The 17,564-nt window shown below is 71.9% G+C and carries 15 protein-coding genes; 7 read left to right on the top strand and 8 right to left on the bottom strand.

Annotated features, from left to right (window positions below; translation table 11 throughout):
- Window positions 1-42 precede the first annotated feature (42 nt).
- On the bottom strand, window positions 43-627 hold the full coding sequence (locus tag ITJ68_RS04200) for a low molecular weight phosphatase family protein (RefSeq protein WP_194660042.1): 585 nt from the start codon (window positions 625-627) through the stop codon (window positions 43-45).
- Window positions 627-1,925: an adenylosuccinate synthase gene (locus tag ITJ68_RS04195; RefSeq protein ID WP_194660041.1), complete on the bottom strand. Its 1,299-nt coding sequence runs from the start codon at window positions 1,923-1,925 to the stop codon at window positions 627-629. The genes ITJ68_RS04200 and ITJ68_RS04195 overlap by 1 nt, the downstream gene beginning before the upstream one ends.
- 360 nt (window positions 1,926-2,285) lie before the next feature.
- Here ITJ68_RS04195 and ITJ68_RS04190 point away from each other — a divergent pair, with 360 nt between their 5' ends.
- The 3 genes from ITJ68_RS04190 (at window position 2,286) to ITJ68_RS04180 (ending at window position 4,817) form a co-directional block, all read left to right on the top strand.
- Window positions 2,286-3,593 (top strand): hypothetical protein, encoded by a 1,308-nt coding sequence (locus tag ITJ68_RS04190; RefSeq protein WP_194660040.1) that lies wholly within the window; start codon window positions 2,286-2,288, stop codon window positions 3,591-3,593.
- A 74-nt stretch (window positions 3,594-3,667) separates the two neighbouring features.
- Window positions 3,668-4,552 carry a L,D-transpeptidase gene (locus ITJ68_RS04185; protein WP_194660039.1) on the top strand — a complete coding sequence of 295 codons (885 nt, stop codon included), beginning with the start codon at window positions 3,668-3,670 and terminating at the stop codon, window positions 4,550-4,552.
- Between the two features lie 91 nt (window positions 4,553-4,643).
- Window positions 4,644-4,817: an antitoxin gene (locus tag ITJ68_RS04180; protein WP_194660038.1), complete on the top strand. Its 174-nt coding sequence runs from the start codon at window positions 4,644-4,646 to the stop codon at window positions 4,815-4,817.
- A 114-nt stretch (window positions 4,818-4,931) separates the two neighbouring features.
- Here the strand turns inward: ITJ68_RS04180 and ITJ68_RS04175 are convergent, their stop codons facing one another.
- Window positions 4,932-5,102 carry a hypothetical protein gene (locus ITJ68_RS04175; protein ID WP_194660037.1) on the bottom strand — a complete coding sequence of 57 codons (171 nt, stop codon included), beginning with the start codon at window positions 5,100-5,102 and terminating at the stop codon, window positions 4,932-4,934.
- A 166-nt stretch (window positions 5,103-5,268) separates the two neighbouring features.
- Window positions 5,269-8,868 (bottom strand): S8 family peptidase, encoded by a 3,600-nt coding sequence (locus ITJ68_RS04170; protein ID WP_194660036.1) that lies wholly within the window; start codon window positions 8,866-8,868, stop codon window positions 5,269-5,271.
- A gap of 151 nt (window positions 8,869-9,019) precedes the next feature.
- On the opposite strand from ITJ68_RS04170, the gene ITJ68_RS04165 reads away from it, so the two are divergent.
- The 3 genes from ITJ68_RS04165 to ITJ68_RS04155 are packed head-to-tail and all read left to right on the top strand — an operon-like array spanning window position 9,020 to window position 12,593.
- Window positions 9,020-9,673 (top strand): TetR/AcrR family transcriptional regulator, encoded by a 654-nt coding sequence (locus ITJ68_RS04165; protein WP_194660035.1) that lies wholly within the window; start codon window positions 9,020-9,022, stop codon window positions 9,671-9,673.
- Window positions 9,670-10,365, top strand: coding sequence for a hypothetical protein (locus tag ITJ68_RS04160; protein ID WP_194660034.1), 696 nt, complete (start codon window positions 9,670-9,672; stop codon window positions 10,363-10,365). The genes ITJ68_RS04165 and ITJ68_RS04160 overlap by 4 nt, the downstream gene beginning before the upstream one ends.
- A complete protein-coding gene (locus tag ITJ68_RS04155) occupies window positions 10,362-12,593 on the top strand; it encodes a YhgE/Pip family protein (protein WP_194660033.1) in 2,232 nt (743 codons plus the stop codon). The genes ITJ68_RS04160 and ITJ68_RS04155 overlap by 4 nt, the downstream gene beginning before the upstream one ends.
- A gap of 9 nt (window positions 12,594-12,602) precedes the next feature.
- Here the strand turns inward: ITJ68_RS04155 and ITJ68_RS04150 are convergent, their stop codons facing one another.
- Window positions 12,603-13,403, bottom strand: coding sequence for an NAD-dependent epimerase/dehydratase family protein (locus ITJ68_RS04150; RefSeq protein ID WP_194660032.1), 801 nt, complete (start codon window positions 13,401-13,403; stop codon window positions 12,603-12,605).
- 123 nt (window positions 13,404-13,526) lie between these two features.
- On the bottom strand, window positions 13,527-14,978 hold the full coding sequence (locus tag ITJ68_RS04145) for a sugar porter family MFS transporter (protein WP_323743208.1): 1,452 nt from the start codon (window positions 14,976-14,978) through the stop codon (window positions 13,527-13,529).
- 192 nt (window positions 14,979-15,170) lie between these two features.
- Between ITJ68_RS04145 and ITJ68_RS04140 the strand changes: the two genes are divergently transcribed.
- The gene (locus tag ITJ68_RS04140; RefSeq protein ID WP_194660030.1) at window positions 15,171-16,175 is read left to right on the top strand and encodes a LacI family DNA-binding transcriptional regulator; all 1,005 of its coding nucleotides are present in this window, start codon (window positions 15,171-15,173) and stop codon (window positions 16,173-16,175) included.
- Window positions 16,176-16,241: 66 nt separating this feature from the next.
- Here ITJ68_RS04140 and ITJ68_RS04135 read toward each other — a convergent pair whose 3' ends face one another.
- Together ITJ68_RS04135 and ITJ68_RS04130 are read right to left on the bottom strand one after the other, a co-directional pair.
- The gene (locus ITJ68_RS04135; protein WP_194660029.1) at window positions 16,242-16,874 is read right to left on the bottom strand and encodes a TrmH family RNA methyltransferase; all 633 of its coding nucleotides are present in this window, start codon (window positions 16,872-16,874) and stop codon (window positions 16,242-16,244) included.
- Window positions 16,871-17,560, bottom strand: coding sequence for a TetR/AcrR family transcriptional regulator C-terminal domain-containing protein (locus tag ITJ68_RS04130; protein ID WP_194660028.1), 690 nt, complete (start codon window positions 17,558-17,560; stop codon window positions 16,871-16,873). Before ITJ68_RS04130 ends, ITJ68_RS04135 begins: the two co-directional genes overlap by 4 nt.
- Window positions 17,561-17,564: the final 4 nt, after the last annotated feature.

Below are 17,564 nucleotides of genomic sequence, written 5' to 3'. Positions count from 1 at the left end.
GGAGGACGAGCCACCTCGGCGACGCCGCCCGGGTCGGTTCGTCTAGCTGACCGCCCGGAGCGCGTCCGCGACCGTCGCCAGCGCCGCGTCGATCTCGTCCGCGACCCGCTCGTGCGTGCCCTCGGAGCGGCGGTAGGGGTCGTCCACGTCGTCGTCCGCGGGATCAGCGGGCGGCGGCACGACCCCGCGGAGCCGAGCGACCCGGTCGACCAGGTCCTGCGGGGACCGCACGTCCGCCAGGTCGCCGGGCTCGAGCCCGTCCAGCACCCGCGCGAACTGCTTGATCGTGAACGTCCGCCGCGAGGCCCGCGGCGCGAGCGACACGACGGCCGCCCGGTGCGAGCGCTCGGCGGTGAGGACGAGGTCCGCACCCTCGACGATCTCGGCGGTCAGGTACCGGGACCGGTGCGCCGACGGGTCACCGCCGAGCCGACGGGACTGCGCCGCGGCGGTCTCGTCCATGGCGGCGCCGTCGTCGGCGATGGTCCCCGCGGACTCCACGACGAAGCCGGACGCAGCCCCGGACCCGACCGCCGCCGATGCGCCGGGCGTCAGCCGAGCCTCCAGGACCTGCGCGCCCAGCGGCGACCGACAGATGTTGCCGCTGCAGACGAACAGGACGCGCATCAGGCCCCGCGCTCGCCGAGCAGGTCGTGCCGGACGACGATGGCGTCACGGCCCGGGCCGACACCGATCGCGGAGATCCGCGCGCCGGACATGGCCTCGACCGCGAGCACGTAGTCCTGCGCGTTCTTCGGCAGGTCCTCGAACTCGCGGACGCCCGTGATGTCCTCGGTCCAGCCCGGGAAGTCCTGGTACACGGGCTTCGCGTGGTGGAAGTCCGACTGCGAGACCGGGACCTCGTCGACCCGCTGGCCGTCGACCTCGTACGCGACGCAGACGGGGATCGTCTCGAGCCCGGTCAGGACGTCGAGCTTGGTGAGCACGAAGTCGGTCACGCCGTTGATGCGCGCCGTGTACCGGGCGATCGGGGCGTCGTACCAGCCACAGCGACGCGGGCGCCCGGTGGTGGTGCCGAACTCGAAGCCGTTGGCGCGCAGGAACTCGCCCGACTCGTCGAACAGCTCGGTCGGGAACGGGCCGGCGCCGACGCGGGTCGTGTACGCCTTGACGATGCCGATGATGCGCTCGAGCTTGCCCGGGCCGATGCCCGAGCCGGTCGCGGCGCCACCGGCCGTGGCGGACGAGGACGTCACGAACGGGTAGGTGCCGTGGTCGACGTCGAGCATGGTGGCCTGGCCGGCCTCGAACAGGACGGTCTCACCGCGTTCGAGTGCCCGGTGGATCTCGAGGGCCGTGTCCGCGACCATCGGCCGGAGCCGGTCGGCGAAGGACAGCAGCGACTCGACGACCTCTTCGGCGTCGATCGCCCGGCGGTTGAAGACCTTCACCAGCAGGTGGTTCTTCTGGTCGAGTGCTGCCTCGACCTTCTGCCGCAGGATGTTCTCGTCGAAGATGTCCTGGACCCGGATGCCGACGCGGTTGATCTTGTCCGCGTAGGTCGGGCCGATGCCACGGCCGGTGGTGCCGATCTGGCGCTTGCCGAGGAACCGCTCGGTCACCTTGTCGATGGTGCGGTGGTAGTGCGTGATGACGTGGGCGTTCGCGGAGACGCGGAGCTTCGACACGTCGACGCCGCGGGCCTTGAGGGCGTCGAGCTCCTGGAACAGGACCTCGAGGTCGACGACGACGCCGTTGCCGATGACCGGGGTGACCCCGGGCGTGAGGATGCCGGAGGGCAGCAGGTGCAGCGCGTACTTCTCGCCGCCGACCACGACCGTGTGCCCGGCGTTGTTGCCGCCGTTGAACTTCACGACGTAGTCGATGCGGCTGCCGAGGAGGTCGGTGGCCTTCCCCTTGCCCTCGTCGCCCCACTGGGCGCCGATGATGACTGCTGCGGGCATCTGGTTCTCCTCACGTTGGCGGAGGACCTCACACGGCGTCGGGCCGGTGGTCCACCCGAGTCTATCGGACGTCCATCTCCGCGTCACCGGGACGTCTGCCGATCGCACGGCGACCGCGAGCCGGATCGCGTTCGCCGCCCCCGACACCCGCTGGCCCCAGAACGGGGGACAATTCGTTCCGAATCGGAACGATCCCCCGGTTCCGACGTAGTGTTCGGAGCGCAGCGTTCAACTGACGATGCCTCGGGGTATCCCTCCCCGTCCTCCCGGTGCCACACCCGTGCGGCATCAACCGGTGCTCGCCCGAGCCCCGGTGCCCGATCGCCGTGCCACCTGCCGCACGGAGAGAGCAGTTCAACGATGAACACGTCCTTCTGGACCAAGAAGGCCATGGCCCTGCCGGTCTGTGCCGCAATCGTCGTCGGCGGCGTCGCCCTCGTCGCCACCCCCGCCAACGCCGACCCGGCTGACCTCAAGGTCACCAGCCAGACCGTCACCGGCGGCGTGCTGACCCTCACGGGCCTCGGCACCCCCGGCGAGAACGTGATCCTGCAGAAGGGCTTCCCGGCGGAGCGCTTCGTGATCGCCGCCGACGGCACCTGGAAGATCACGTACACGCTGCCCGACACCGCGGCGCACACCTACGAGCTCGACCAGCAGAAGGGTCTGAACTCCGACGGCAGCACCACGATCACCGTCGCCGCGCAGCCGGCCTTCGCCATCGTGAGCCACACGGTCTCCGGCCGCACGATCACGGCGTCCGGCACCGGCACCCCCGGCAACACGGTGCAGATCGACCCGCAGTCGGCCCCCATCGCCCGCACGCGCATCGACGCCACCGGCAACTGGTCCTTCACCTATGACATCCCCGCGAGCGCCGGCACCACCCCGGTGACGTACAACGTGCTCGAGGAGAACGACAACCTGCAGATCCAGGCGCAGGGCAGCTTCACCGCCGCCGCCGAGGCAGCGACCCCGGCCCCGGCGCAGTTCTCGGTCACCAGCCCGAAGAACGGTGCCACCGTCAGCTCCCGCACCGTCACCTTCACGGGCACCGGCCAGGAGGGCGACCAGATCAACCTGCTCGACACCGACGGCAACCGCCTCGGCGGCTTCGGCAACATCGCCCGCGTCGGCGCCGACCAGACCTGGTCGCTCTCGGTCACCTTCCCGGACGACGCAGCGCGGCAGCAGCCGGTCCGCGTGACGGACGTGCGCGGCGGCAGCGGTGCCGGCGACACGACCATCACGATCACCCTCCCCGCAGCCGCGACCGCCCCGGTCGCCACGCCCCTGACGCTGGTCACCCCGACCGACGGCTCCAAGGTCGCGTCGCGCACCGTGACGTACTCGGGCAAGGGCACCCCCGGCGACGCGATCGCCGTGGTCAGCGCCACCGGCGACGTCGTCGCCCCGGCCACCATCGTGACGGCGGACGGCTCGTGGACCACCACGGGCACGTTCTCCGACTCGGCGGCGACCACGCAGGACCTGACGGTCGGCGAGGTCGACTCCGACCTCACCGTCGTCGACTCGATCGACTTCTCGATCACCCTGCCCGCCGTCGCGACGGGCACCGCGCCGGTCGCCGGCACCACGCCCGGCGCCGGCACCGCGCCGACCACGGGCACCCGCCCCGCGGGCACCCTCCCGGTCGTCGCAGGCTAGTCACACCAGATCCGCAGACGGGAGCACGACCATCGGTCGTGCTCCCGTTCGCGTTCCACCGGAGGAACCCCCGCATGCCCCGCACCCGCACCGTCCGGGTGGCGAGCACCACGCTCGCCGCCGCGCTCCTGCTCGCCCTCGGCCTGACCGCCTGCACCACGCAGAGCACCACGACGAGCACGAAGCCGACGACGTCCCGGAGCGCGACCCCGACCCCGACCGCGGACCCGTACCGGGCACCGAGCGCGGCGGTCGTGTCGACCCTGCCCGAGGCGCAGTACGACGCCGTCATCGGCGGGCTGCTCCCCTACTACGACGCCACGATCCCGAAGGCCGCTGACGAGTCCTACACGATCAGCGCCGACGCGCCGCTGTACGGCGACGACCGCGCGGAGCCGGTCGCCCGCCTGGCGGCGAAGAACTTCCTGGGCGACCCGACGGTGGTCGTCCCCGTCCAAGTGTCCGGTGCGTGGGCGATGGTGATGACGCCGGCGCGGCAGGCGCTCCCGTCAGCGGTGCAGTCCGGCGCCGCCGCGCAGAGTGCCGCGTGGATCCGTCGCGACCTGCTGACGAAGAAGACGGCGCTGGCGGACCACGTCGTGATCTCCGTCGGCAAGCAGACCGTCGCCATCGTCGGGACCGACGGCAAGACCGTCAAGGAGTTCCCGGCGGGCGTCGGCGCCGGCGGCACCCCCACCCCGACGGGCGTCGTCGGGTACATCCAGGCCCGCTACCTCGACCCGGCGCAGAACCAGACGGTGCACCCGATCCAACTGACGACGCTGCACTCGTCCGCCGCGGACGAACCGTACGGCGGCCACGACGGTGGCCTGATCGGCGTGCACTACGAGTCCGTCGCACGTGGAGCGGTCTCGCACGGATGTGTCCGGCTCGACGGTGACGCGGTGGACGCGGTCAACGCCCTGCCCCTCGGCACGGTCGTGCAGATCGTCGCGTAGCGCACGGACGTCGTCGTCCGACACTGGACCGACTCTCGGCATCCGGCGAGCACCGTGGGTGTCCCAGACCCACGACGACAAGGAGCACCACGTGAGTGACCTCGGTGACAAGGCGAAGGACTTCATGAACAGCGACAAGGGCGAGAAGGCGACCGACGCCGGTCTCGACAAGGCCTCGGACGCGGCCGACAAGGCCACCGGTGGTGGCCACGGCGACCAGATCGACAAGGCGGCCGACGCCGCTGACGGCAAGATCGGTCACTGACCGCCACGACGGTCGGAACGACGAACGGGAGGCTCGGTGCCAGCTGGCACCGAGCCTCCCGTCGTTCTCATCCGCGGTCCGCGACCCGAACGCGTCCGCGTTGCCCTCCCTGGGTCAGACCCGGAAGAATTCGGCGTAGCTGGGGTCCCCCATCGGCTGGTTGTGGCCGGGCTCCGCGAGGCGCTCCTCGATCATCGCCTGGATGACGTCCGGCGGCGTGAGCCCGCGGCGGCGCCACTCGATCGGGTTCTGACGGAGCTGCATCAGGTGGTTCGTCGCTGCCATGGCTCCACCGTGGCACGCAGTCGCTAGTTTGTCTAACTACCTGTCCGGGAGCCGCACTCCCGGGCCATCTCGTGCGCGCGATCGCACGCGGAACGCGATCGAGGGAGCAGTGATCGTCGGGCCCGGACGTGCGACCCGACGATTCCTGCTCCCTCGACGTGGCTGACTAGCGCTTGGCCACCGGCGCGGTCGGCGTGGAGGTCGCCGAACCGTTCTGGTACCCCGTCGCCGACGCGGTCACACGGACCTGGAAGCGGTGTCCCGCGTCCGAGGAGCCGAGCTTGTACGTCTTCTCGTCGGCACCCTCGACGGCCACGCCGTCACGGAGCCACTGGAAGGCGTACGTGACACCGCGGGCGTTCCAGCTCCCGGGCTTCGCGGTCAGCTTCTTGCCCACCGTCGGCGTGCCCGACACGGTCACCGCGCTGCCCTCACGGAGCGCCAGGACCGGTGCCGCGACCGAGGCCGACAGCACGTCCGCCTGGTCGCCGACCGCGTTGTGCAGGTGCAGCAGCAGGATGCGCGGCGTCGTGGTGCTGTCCGCGGCGCGGGTCACCTGGAGCGAGCCGGCGTCGGAGAACAGCACGCCGGCGGTGCCGCCCTGGGCGAAGGCCAGCCCGGGAGCGGACGGGTCGAACGTGGCCGTGGAGGTCTCGTCGACCACCGCGGAGCCGCTCGTCGCCTGGGCCGGTGCGTACGCCGACTCGGTGAGCACCGAGTAGTCGAACGCCCCGGTGACGCCGATCGCCTCCTGCGAGACCGTCAGGACCTTCACCGCGCTGTCGAACGTGTTGACGTCCTGTCCGGGCGCTCCGCCGTTCAGCGGCTGCGCGTCGAGCGTGTCCCCGGTGGCGAGGTCGATCGTCGTCGCGAGGGTGGCGTCCACCGCTGCCGACTTGGCGTCGTACACCAGGTAGTCCGGCGTGCCGTCGCGGTCGGCGTCGATGAGCACCTCGACGTTGGTCACGGCGCCCGGGTCGGCGTCCGGACCGGCCGTCTGCACGCCGAACGCGAGCGTGCCGTCAGCCGCGCTCGCACCGAACGTGCGCACGTCGGCCGCCTGCAGCGACTGCTTCGCCGAGCCGTCCGAGAACGACTCCTGCGGGTCGGCGCCGCCGAGGACGAACGGGGCCACGAGGGCGCCCTCCACTCCGCGACCGGCGAGCGCCAGGTCCGCCGTGGACGACGTCGCCGCGAAGGTGACGTCCGAGCCGTGCACCGCGCTGACCGCCTTCGGGGCCGCGTAGGTCGCGAGACGCAGCGGGTTGTACCGCTGCTCGGTCGGCGTGAACGTCACGAGACCGGTGGCCGCGGCGACGAACTCGCGCTGGTAGCCCTGCTGGACCGACTCCTGGGTGGGGTCGATCGTGCGGGTCAGCTTCGTCGGGTCGGCGATCGTCATCGTCAGGGTGACGGTGGCGGTGCCGTGCGGGACGACCGTGACGCGCGGCTTGTCGATCGAGAACGCGACGCCGCCCTGGGCGACGCGGGACTCGTAGGCCACGTCGTACGTGTGCGGTCGGCCGTCGGTGTTCTTGATCTGCAGCGTGCGCTTCTCGGTGGTCGGCGAAGCGACCTCGACGACGCCGAACGACGCCGTGACGAGCTGGTCGTTCTCGACGCTCCGCACCGTGGTGCCGGCGGTGACCGCCTGGAGCGCGTCGACGCGGCCGGTGCCCTGTCGGAGCACGGTGGCGGTGCCGTCACCGTCGCGGACGTCGTGCGTCGCCGTGTTCATCAGCGTCGCCTTGACGTCGGGAGCCGACCACGTCGGGTGGGACTCGAACGTGAGCGCGGCGATGCCCGCCACGTCCGGCGTCGCCATCGAGGTGCCGCTCATCGACATGCGGCCGTCACCGGTGCCGTTGGCCGCGGAGATCACGTTGACCCCGGGGCCGGCGATGTCCGGCTTGACGATGTCGTCGAACGAACCGTGGACACCACGGCTGGTGAACTGCGCGAGCGTGTTCACCGCGTCGGCGTCGGTCGCCAGCTGGAAGCCCTTGAGCTCGTCGGCGAACTGCACGTGCAGGGTCCCGGCCTGGGCTGCGGCCTGGAGGCTCGCCGCGCTGTCCTTGGTCAGCTCGGCGCCCGGGATGGTCGTGTTCCCCGCGATGCCGCTGTCGAAGGTGTTGATCGTCCCGGCGAGCAGGACGCCGACACCGCCGGCGGCCTGGACGTTGTTGAACCGGACGCCGGAACCGCACTCGAGGGCGCCGTCCGTCCACTTCAGCCAGACGACCTTGCCCGTGATCGCGGCGGCGTCCGCGGCACTGAACGCGGCACACCCGTCGATGTTCGTGGTCGGGACGACGACGTCACCCTCGACCGGCAGCGTGCCCTGGTAGTTCTGCGAGTACTGCGCGGCGTAGGTCTTCGCGACGTCCGCCGGGGCGGTCGCGCGGACACCGTCGAACAGGCTCTGGCCGGTGGCGCTCGCGGCGACCGTCAGGGCGCCCTCCGCGTTGCCCGGCGAGCCACCGATGTCGGTGAAGTCGTCGGCGTTGCCCGAGGCGATCACGGGCAGGACACCGCGGGCGGTGAGCGCGTCGATCTTCGCGTTGTCGGGGTCGTCCGGTGCGCCGTAGTCGGAGCCGAGCGACAGGTTGAGGACGTTGATGTCCTTGCCCTCGGTGAGCGCCTGGCCCACCCAGTCGAGCGCGGCACCCGTGACGTCGGTCGAACCGCCGGCGTCACCGAACACCTTGAGCGCGTAGAGACCGGCCTCGGGCGCGGTGCCCGGCCCGATCCACATGTCCTGGACCTTCTGCGCGGTGAGCTTCTTGTAGCTCCCGGTGAAGGTCGTCTTGTCGGCGGTCAGGCCGTAGCCGGCGATGGTGCCGGAGACGTGCGTGCCGTGGTCGCCGCCCTTGCCGTCGATGGGGTTCTCGTCCGGTGCCGGGGTCGGGTCGTACGCGGGGCTCGACGGGTCGGCGTTGTACGTGGGGCCGGCGAAGTCGTGGCCACCGAGGAACTTGTCGGCGTCGAACCAGCTGGGGTCCGGCGCATTCGTGCTCGCCAGCGCTGCGTCGTACGCAGCCGTGGTGCCGGGGCCGCCGAAGTCGGCCTGCGTGTAGTCGAGTCCGGTGTCGAGCACGGCGACGTTGACGCCCTTGCCCGTGTGACCGGTCTGCTGCCAGGCGTCGAGCGAGCGCGTGTAGATGTCGCTCGCCGCGTTCTTCGGCGTGACGCCGTCGACGCCGGGCTTGACCGCGTCGGGGTCGACGCCGCTCGGGGTGGAGCCGGCGACCTCGCTGCTGGTCGGGTCGACGATCTTCTTCGGCGTCAGCGGGATGACGCTGGCGACGTCGGCGCGCTCGGCGATCTCCTTGAGCGCTGACACGTCCGCGACGACCGCGACACCGGGGACGGTGTACTCGGTCGCGTAGAGCTCGGTCGCGTCGCCGTCGGCCTGCTGCACCGCGGCGCGCACCTTCGCGACCGTCGAGGTCACCGCGGACAGGCGCTGCTTCGCGGCCGTCGACGGGGTCTTCGAACGGGTGAGGTCACCGCCCTTGGCCTTGGCGTCGACGGCCAGCACACCCTCGCCGGTGGTCCGGACGAACGCGGCGACGGTCTTCTGCGGCTTCGCGTCCCGCAGCGGCGCCGCGAGCTTGAGGTCGGCAGCCGACAGGCCCGCGGGTGCGGCGGAGGCCGTCCCGCCGAGGGCGAGGCCGCCGCACGTCAGCGCGCCGGCCGCGGCGAGCGCGACCGCGATCCTGCTGATGCTGCGGCGTCTCGGGTCTGATGGAGTGGGTTGGCGCACGTGTTGCTCCGTCCGGGATGCTGGGGGAATTCCTCTGAAGCTATGTGTCTCCTCTCAGGGCAGGGAGTCGGCACTTTGGGGGACGGCACCCGAACGGGGCACACGAAGCCGTTAAGTTGCACAGGTGTGTGCAGGTTATTACGATGGCCACATGACCGGATCAGAGACACCTCCGCGCGCTCCCCGCCGCGATGCCACCGAGAACCGGGCAGCCCTGATCGACGCCGCGAAGACAGCGCTGCAGCGGGATCCGGACGCATCGCTCGAGACGATCGCGGCCGATGCCGGGCTCTCGCGCCGTGCGGTCTACGGGCACTTCCCCTCGCGTGACGACCTCGTCCGGGCCGTCGTGACCGCCGGCGCTGCCCGGATCCTCGCCGCGATGCCGACCACGACCGACCTCGGCGAACTGCCGCCGGCAGCGCGCATCGCGGCCATCGCCGTCACCCTGTGGTCCGAGGTCTCCCACGTCCGGTCGATGGCGCGCATCGCCGTGCGGGACCCGTTCGGCGCCTCCGTCGCCGAGGTCTTCGCGCCGCTGCGGACCCAGGTGCGCGACGCCTGCGCGCTCGGCATCGCCGACGGCTCGATGCGCTCGGACGTCGACGCGGCCACACTCGGACGCCTGGTCGAGGGCGCGTGCATCGCGGTGCTCGACGAGGCCACCCGCTCCGGCACGTCGGACGAGGACGGCCGCCGCATGGTGGTCGTCTCGGCCCTCGGCATGGCGGGCATCGACTGGCGCACGGCGATGCTCACCGGACCCGTCAGCTCCGTCAGCTCCGTCCCCGAGGAGTCAGCATGACCACCATCGAGATCGACCACGCCGGCATCGGCGACGAGCCGGGCGCACCGCTGCCCGTCGTCTCGGCCGTCGCCGGTCCGCATCGTCCGGGCATCCTGGCCGTGGAGACCGAGCAGGCCCCGGTGCTCGCGTCGCTCGTCGCCGGCGGGCGGATGCAGCCCGACAGCGGCCGGGTGCTCCTCGACGGCCACGAGGACGCCGCTGCGCTCCGACGCACGGTGGCCCTCGTCGACACCCCGGGGATCGCCGAGCCCTTCCCGGTGATGACCCTCCGTCGGATCGTGCGCGAGGAGCTGGCGTTCGCCGAGCGCCGACCCTCCCGCGAGCACGTCGACACCGTGCTCGACGAACTCGGCATGTCCGCGTACGCCGACACCCACGTGCAGCGCGTGCCCACCGACGTGCGGGTGCGGCTCCTGACCGAGCTCGCCCTGCTCCGCGAGGGAGTGACCGCGCTGGTCATCACGTCACCCGAACGCCACGGGGGTGTCGTGGCCGACTGGTTCGCCGTCGTCCGTGACGTGGCAGCGCGCGGCGTCACCATCGTGCTCGTCACCTCGAAGGCGGCGGCCGAGACGGCGACGCAGCTCCTGGCGACCATCCCCGTGCCGGCCGACCCGAGCCTCCCGTCTGATCCCGACCCCGACCCCGACGCAACCGCAGCAACCGCTCCCCTGGAGACCCGCTCGTGACCACCACCTCGCTCGTCCGCGCCGAACTCGCGCGACTCACCGCGACCCCGCTCGCACGCCTGGCGTTCATCGCGCTCATGGTGGTGCCGCTGCTGTACGGCGGCGCCTACCTCTGGGCCAACCGCGACCCGTACGCCAAGCTCGACCAGGTCCCGGCGGCCATCGTCAACCAGGACGCCGGCGCCACGCTCGACGGCGACTCGGTGGACTACGGCAAGGACGTCGCCAGGCGCGCGATCGACGGCGACGACTTCAAGTGGGAGCGGGCCTCGGCGGCCGAGGCACGCGCCGGCGTGCGGAACGGCACCTACGACTTCGTGGTGACGATCCCGCACGACTTCTCCGAGTCGCTCGTGTCGGCGCGGTCCGACGACCCCAAGCGCGCTCGTCTCGTGATGACGACGGCGGACACGAACTCCTACCTCGCCTCCACCATCGCGGAGCAGGCCGGCAAGACCATGCGCACCGCGGTGGCCGAGCAGGTCGGCAAGGAAGCGGCGAAGACCCTGCTCGTCGGGCTCGCCGACGTGCGGGACAGCCTCGGCGACGCGGTCGACGGCGCCGGCACGCTCGCGTCGGGTGCGGCGTCGGCCTCGAACGGGGCGGACCAGCTGGCATCGGGCACGAGCGCACTCCGGGACGGCGCGGCTCAGCTCGCGTCGGGCACGAAGGCACTGCCGGCACAGACCACGAAGCTGAACGACGGCGCACAGCAGGTCGCCGCCGGAGCGGCGTCGCTGTCCTCCGGCCTGTCGACCCTGCAGGACGGGACGGCATCCCTGCCCACGCAGACCGACCAGCTCGACGCCGGGGCCACGCAGCTCCAGTCCGGGCTGCACCAGCTGCGCGACCAGACGGCGACCCTGCCGGCCAACTCCGCGACGCTCGCGCAGGGTGCGTCCCGTGTCGCGGACGGCAACGCGCGACTCGCTGACGACGCCGCGCCGTTCATCGCCGGCGTCCAGCAGGTCGCTGCGGACTCCCCCGCCCTGGCGGCGCAGCTGAAGCCCGTGGTCGAGGCCTCGGCGCTGCCCGCCGACCAGAAGACGGCGCTGCTCGCCACGCTCGACCAGTTCGCGACGTCGGGCCAGCAGCTCGGCACCGGTGCGACGGCACTCTCTGGCAGCCTCGGCGCGCTGCAGACCGGCAGCGCGCAGGTGGCGGCCGGGGCGTCGGAGCTCGCGACGAAGGCCCCGAGCCTGACCTCGGGCGTGCAGCGGCTCTCCGACGGCTCGGACGCCCTGGCCGCCGGTACGGGAAAGCTCGCCGCCGCGGCACCGGCACTGTCGAACGGCATCGGGACCGCGGCCTCGGGTGCGTCCACGCTGTCGGACGGCGCCGCGCAGGTCGCCTCGGGCACGTCGACGCTGGCTGCCTCCGCGCCGACCCTGACGAACGGGGCCCGGTCGCTCGCGTCGGGCACCGCCACGGCGGACGACGGGGCGAAGTCGCTCGCGTCCGGGCTGCACTCGCTGAAGTCCGGGTCGTCGAAGCTCGCCGACTCGCTCGACCAGGGCCGGACCAAGATCCCGGCGTCCACCGCGTCCCAGCGTGCGTCGCAGGCGTCGGTCATCTCCGACCCGGTGCGGGTCGGCGACGACAACGTGGCGGCGGCCGACAACTACGGCGCCGGCCTGGCCCCGTTCTTCATCTCGCTCGCGGCGTGGATCGGCATGTACGCGCTGTTCCTCATCCTGCGACCGATCTCCAAGCGTGCGATCACCGCGGTGAAGAAGCCCGTGCAGATCGTCCTCGGCGGGTGGCTCACGCCCGTGGTGCTCGGCTTCGTGCAGATGGTGGCGCTGTTCTTCATCGTGCGGTTCGCGCTCGACCTCGGCGTGCAGTGGCCAGCGGCGACGATCGGCGTGATGGTGCTGGCCTCGGCGACGTTCGCGGCGATCCTGATGGCGCTCAACGTGCTGCTCGGGTCCGTCGGGCAGTTCCTCGGCCTCGTGCTCATGCTCGTGCAGCTCGTCACGGCCGGCGGCACGTTCCCGTGGCAGACACTGCCGGGGCCGTTGGCAGCGCTGCACTTCGCCCTGCCGATGTCGTACTCCGTCGACGCCCTGCGCCAGACGATGTACGGCGGGTCGACCGATGCGGTGTGGTCCGACGCGGGCGTGCTGCTGTGCTGGATGCTCGGCGCGCTGCTGGTCACCTTCGTGGTGGCTGCTCGCCAGGGTCGCTCCCGCACGCTCCGCGACCTGCGCCCGAGCCTGATCGGGTAGGGCGCGGCGTCAGGGACGAGGGCGGCCGAGGGGGTCGACGGCCATGGAGCCGCCGAGCCAGCGGGTGTCCTCGTCGGGGAGCGCGTCCATCTCCGCGGGGTCGAGGACCGTCCGCGCATCGTCGACGGGGTGGAAGCCGATGGCCTCTCCCGCGGCGAGGTCGGCGGGCGTCCCGCTGTTCCGCGACAGCGCCCACACGACGTGGTGGCCCGGCTCGGTGAGGTCGACCGTCGCGAGCACGAGCCGCGCGAGGTCGTCGGCCGACGTCCACATCAACAGGGCCCGGCGCGAGGACGGTCGTTCCCCGAAGGCGCCGATCCGGGCGGAGACGATCGACATGCCGAAGCGGTCGGCGAACAGGCTGCCGAGCATCTCCATGCCCGCCTTCGTGACGCCGTAGAAGCAGTCCGGCCGCGGGAGCCGGTCGCCCGGGACGCTCCCGGCGGGGACGTCCTCCTCGACGCGGCCGACCGCGTGGATGGAGCTCGCCTGCACCACGCGGAGCACGCCGTTCTCGGCCGCACGCTCCAGGACGTTCTTCGTCCCCGTCAGGTTCGCCGTGACGAGGGCGTCCCAGTCGGTCTCGGACGGGATGCCCGCCAGGTGCACGATCGTGTCCACGCCGACGAGTGCGTTCTCCAGGGCGTCGAGGTCGTTGACCGACCCGAGCACCAGCCGCTCCCCCGCCACGACCGGGTCCTCGGGCGTCCGTTCGTCGAGCAGCACGAGGTCGTGTCCAGCGGCACGGAGCCGGGGGCGCAGGGCCGTCCCGATCCGCCCGGCCGCACCGGTGATGAGCAGCGTCGCCATGCGGCGGAGGCTACGCGGACCTCCAGAGGAGCGCCGCCAGGTGTGCCAGCGCCGCCAGGTGTGCCAGCGCCGCCAGGTGTGCCAGCGCCGAGGAGGCAGCCCGAATCTGTCCTCGCAGACTCCCTACCCGCGCGCCTTCTGCGTGTAGATCGCGCCGGTGGAGAAGTCCTCCTCGAGCTGCTCGAGCGACCGGCCGTTCGTCTCCGGCACCTTCGTGATCGCGAAGACCAGCGCCAGGGCGTTCAGCACCGCGAAGATGAAGAACGTCGTCGAGATGCCCGTCGCGCTCACCACGATCGGGAACAGCGTCGACACCGCGAAGTTCGTCAGCCAGAGGATGAGCACCGTCAACCCCATGCCCACGCCGCGGAGCTTGAGCGGGAAGATCTCGGACAGCATCAGCCAGACGAGGGGCCCGATCGTGCCCTGCATGGTGCCGACGAAGCAGATGACGAACACGAGCACGACGACCGCACGCAGGGTGCCCTCGGGCAGGACGAGCGACGACAGCCCGATGAGCAGGTGGAACACCGTCGTGCCGGTGAACCCGAAGACCAGCATCGTGCGCCGCCCGAAGCGGTTGATGACCCGCAGCGCCACGACCATCGCGAGCACGGCGATGATGCCGGAGCCGACGTTGGCGATCAGGGCCGTCGAACCGGAGAACCCGGACTCGGTGAGCACCTGCGTGCCGTAGTACATGATCGAGTTGATCCCGGTGAGCTGCTGCGCGACGGCCAGCCCGATCCCGATGAACAGGATCTTCCGGAGCCACGGTGCCGCCAGCAGGTCGCTGATGCGGGCGCGCTTGGCCTCGGCCTCCTGCGCGGCGAGCTCCTCGACCTCGGCCATCTCGGCCTCGGCGCGGTCGGCTGCGCGGATCTGCTTGAGGACGGCGAGTGCGTCGTCGCGGCGGCCCTTGCCGAGCAGCCACCGCGGGCTCTCGGGGACGGTGAACATCCCGATGAACAGGGCGATCGCCGGCAGCACCGCGACGGAGAGCATGTAGCGCCAGACGTTGCCGTCCTCGCTCCAGATCGTGCCGATGACCGCGTTGATGGCGAACGCCGCGAGCTGCCCGGTGACGATCATCAGCTCGTTGCGGCTGACCAGCCCGCCGCGGTTCTCGGTCGGGGCGAGCTCGGCGAGGAACACCGGCACGGTGACCGACGCACCGCCGACCGCGACGCCGAGGAAGAGCCGCGACACCATGAGGAACTCCCACGACGGCGCGAGGACGCAGGCCACCGCGGCGAGGAAGAACAGCACCGCGAGGGTGTTGATCGTGGGCTTGCGGCCCCAGGCGTCGGAGATGCGTCCGATGAAGAACGCCCCGATCGCGGCGCCGATGAGGATGGACGAGGTCATGAAGCCCTCGGCCGTGGCGTTCGGCACGAAACCCGAGTCGAGCATCGGCTGCAGGGCACCGTTGATGACGCCGGTGTCGTACCCGAAGAGCAGCCCGCCGAAGGTCGCGATGACGGCGACGACGCCGAGTCGCTTGGTGTGCGGGCCGTTCACGAGCGGGGGCAGCGCCCCCGCTCCGGATGCTGGGCTGGTCTGCGCGGTTGCCACTTGTCCTCCGTTGGTCAAGGAAACGGTCTCACGTCGGGCAGTGGTGCTGCGCCGCCGCGGGCTCATGTCATGACAATAAGACCAACTCGCTGAAAAGGAAAACCCCCGATCAGCGTTGGAGCGCGCCATCGGCATCGACACCACCCCAGGACGCACCGCTACGATCAGATCACCCGAGCGGAGAGGTCGACGATGACTGTGGGAGACGCCAGACCAGCGACGATCTACGACGTCGCCGCCCGAGCCGGGGTGTCGAAGTCACTCGTCTCGCTCGTGCTGCAGCGGTCCCCGCGGGTGAGCGACCAGCGCCGAGCGGCCGTGCTGCAGGCGATCCAGGAGCTCGACTACCGGCCCTCCACCGCAGCCGTCTCGCTCGCGGGCACCCGCAGCCGGACCATCGGCGTGGTGCTCGACGACTTCCGCAACCAGTGGTTCGTCGACCTGCTGACCGGTCTCCGCGAGTCCCTGCAGGACCAGGGCCACCGCCTCGTCGTCGCCGACCGGTTCCTCAACACCGGGCTCGACGCCTCACCGGTCGAGGGCTTCCTCTCGATGCGCGTCGAGGGCATCGTCATCGCCGGTGAACCCGACACCGACCTCGCCGTCCCCGCGTCCACGCCGATCGTCATCGCCGGCGGCCGGGTCGCGATCCCCCGCGCCGACACCGTCGCGAACGACGACCGCGCCGGTGGCCGGATGGCCGCCGAGCACCTGCTCGGCCTCGGCCACACCACGCTCGGCTTCGTCGGCGCGCGGTCCGCAGCCGCCGTCGAGCGGCGGGCCGGCTTCGAGGCCGGGGTGGCGGACGCCCGCACCGGCGCGACGGTCGTCACCACGATCCTCCCGGAGGAACTGACCGAGGACGCCGGCATGCGCGCCGCCCGCGCGCTCTTCGACGAGCATCCCGACGTCACCGCGGTCTTCGCGGCCAACGACGTGATGGCGCTCGGTGCAATGTCGGAGCTCGCCGCCCGCGGCCTGCGCGTCCCGGAGGACGTCTCGGTCATCGGCTACGACGACACCCCGATCGCCGCGACGCGGTTCGTCGGCCTGACGAGCATCGACGACCGCAGTGTCGAGATCGGTCGCGGGGCCGGCGAGCGCCTGCTCGCCCGGATCGCGGACCCGGGCCTCGTCGCCACGGAGGTCCTCGTCGAGCCCCACCTGGTCGCGCGGCGCACGACCGCCACGCGCTGACCCACACCCGGCCAGGAGGCCCGCCCGCCGTCCGTCAGGCCGCCGCAGGCGCCCGACGTGGCCGGGTCACGGCGTTGCGTGCCGGACGATCCACGTGTGCATGACGATCGCGGCGGCGGCGGAGGCGTTGATGCTCCGCGTCGACCCGAACTGGGCGATCTCGAGGTGGGCGTCCGCGCCGGCGACGGCCTCGTCGGTCAGCCCGGGGCCCTCCTGCCCGAAGAGGAACACGCAGCGCTCCGGGACTCCGGCGGTCTCGATCCGCTCGGCTCCCGGGGTGTTGTCGATCGCGATGACCGGGCGGCCCTCGGCGCGCATGGCCTCGAGGAACGCGGCCACGTCCGGGTGGTTCCGCACGTGCTGGTAGCGGTCGGTGACCATCGCGCCGCGGCGGTTCCAGCGCCGGCGCCCGATGATGTGCACGGTGCCGGCCAGGAACGCGTTCGCGCTCCGCACGATCGACCCGATGTTCAGGTCGTGCTGCCAGTTCTCGATCGCCACGTCGAACCCGTGCCGACGGGTGTCGAGGTCGGCGACGATGGCCGCCATCGACCAGTACCGGTAGGCGTCGACGACGTTGCGGGTGTCGCCGAGGCGCAGCAGCTCCGGGTCGAACCGGGGGTCGTCCGGCCAGGGCTCCGGGTGCGGGCCGACCCCGTGCGTGGTGCGCTCGTGCGAGGGCTCGGGCTGGTCTGTCACGACTCCGAGGGTACGGCGGCCACGGAGCCGACGGCGGCCACGCGGGCCTCGATGCCGGCGAGCAGGATGTCGAGGCCGAGGGCGAAGCGGTCGTCGTACGAGTGCTCGCCGAGGATCTCGCCCACGAGCTGCTGCCGCTCGGGGCGTCCGGCCTCGGTGTCGCCGCGTCCGACCTGGACGCCCGCGTGCCCCACCACGAAGTCGTAGACGACGAAGAACGTGTACATCGCCTCGGCGTCGGGCAGTCCGGCCGCTCGGAGCGCCTGCACCACGGTGGCGACGACGACGTCCGACTCGCTCGACACCAGCGGCGCCCGACGGCTGTGCGACTCGAGCACCAGCGGGTGCGTGGTCATCAGCTCCCGGAAGGTCACGGCGAAGGTCCGGACGACGTTCTGCCACGCGGTGGGCCAGACGAACGTCGCGGTGAACTCGTCGACGGTGCGGCGGACGAGCTCGGCGTGCAGGTCGTCGAGGCCGCCGATGGTCCGGTGCACCGTCATCGGGGCGACGCCGAGCCGGAGCCCGAGGGCGCGGAAGGACAGGCGGTCGAGCCCGTCCTCGTTCGCGATGGCGGTCGCGGCGTCGATGACCTGCTCGCGGCTGAGGACGTTCGGGCGCCCGCGTCGGCGGGGCTGGGTCGCGGGACCAGGGGACGTGGCCGTGGCGGTCGGGTCGACGAGCACGAGC

Origin of the sequence: Curtobacterium sp. VKM Ac-1395, assembly GCF_015350975.1 — a bacterium.
Taxonomy (GTDB): Bacteria; Actinomycetota; Actinomycetes; order Actinomycetales; family Microbacteriaceae; genus Curtobacterium.
The sequence above is the reverse complement of the archived record's forward strand: the minus strand, read 5'-3'. Positions and strand labels throughout refer to the sequence as shown.